Origin of the sequence: Endozoicomonas atrinae (genome assembly GCF_001647025.1) — a bacterium.
Taxonomy (GTDB): Bacteria; Pseudomonadota; Gammaproteobacteria; order Pseudomonadales; family Endozoicomonadaceae; genus Endozoicomonas; species Endozoicomonas atrinae.
Map to the genome: position 1 here is coordinate 1 of NZ_LUKQ02000873.1, position 255 is coordinate 255.

Consider the following 255-nt stretch of genomic DNA (forward strand, 5'->3'; position numbering starts at 1 on the left):
TGGTGTCGGAGGTGACACTGACGGTCTGGACATCGGTGAGATCCACATCAGCAATGGCAAAGGAACCACTGTCGGATAATGTGGTGGTGTTTTCACCGGTGCCGCCATCCACAATCTCGGTCACCGCACCAGTGACATCGGTGGCCGCAGTAATGGTCGGTACATCATTGGTGCCGGTGATGGTCACCGTCACCTGCTGATCCACGGTACCGCCGTTGCCATCGTTAACCGTGACGGTATAGGTCTGGGTCAGCA

At 56.9% G+C, this 255-nt stretch carries 1 protein-coding gene; it reads right to left on the bottom strand.

Going from position 1 to position 255, the window contains the following annotated elements; translation table 11 throughout:
- Window positions 1–255 (bottom strand): VCBS domain-containing protein (locus tag AK963_RS30905; protein ID WP_139117859.1); only part of this gene is annotated, 255 nt, incomplete at both ends.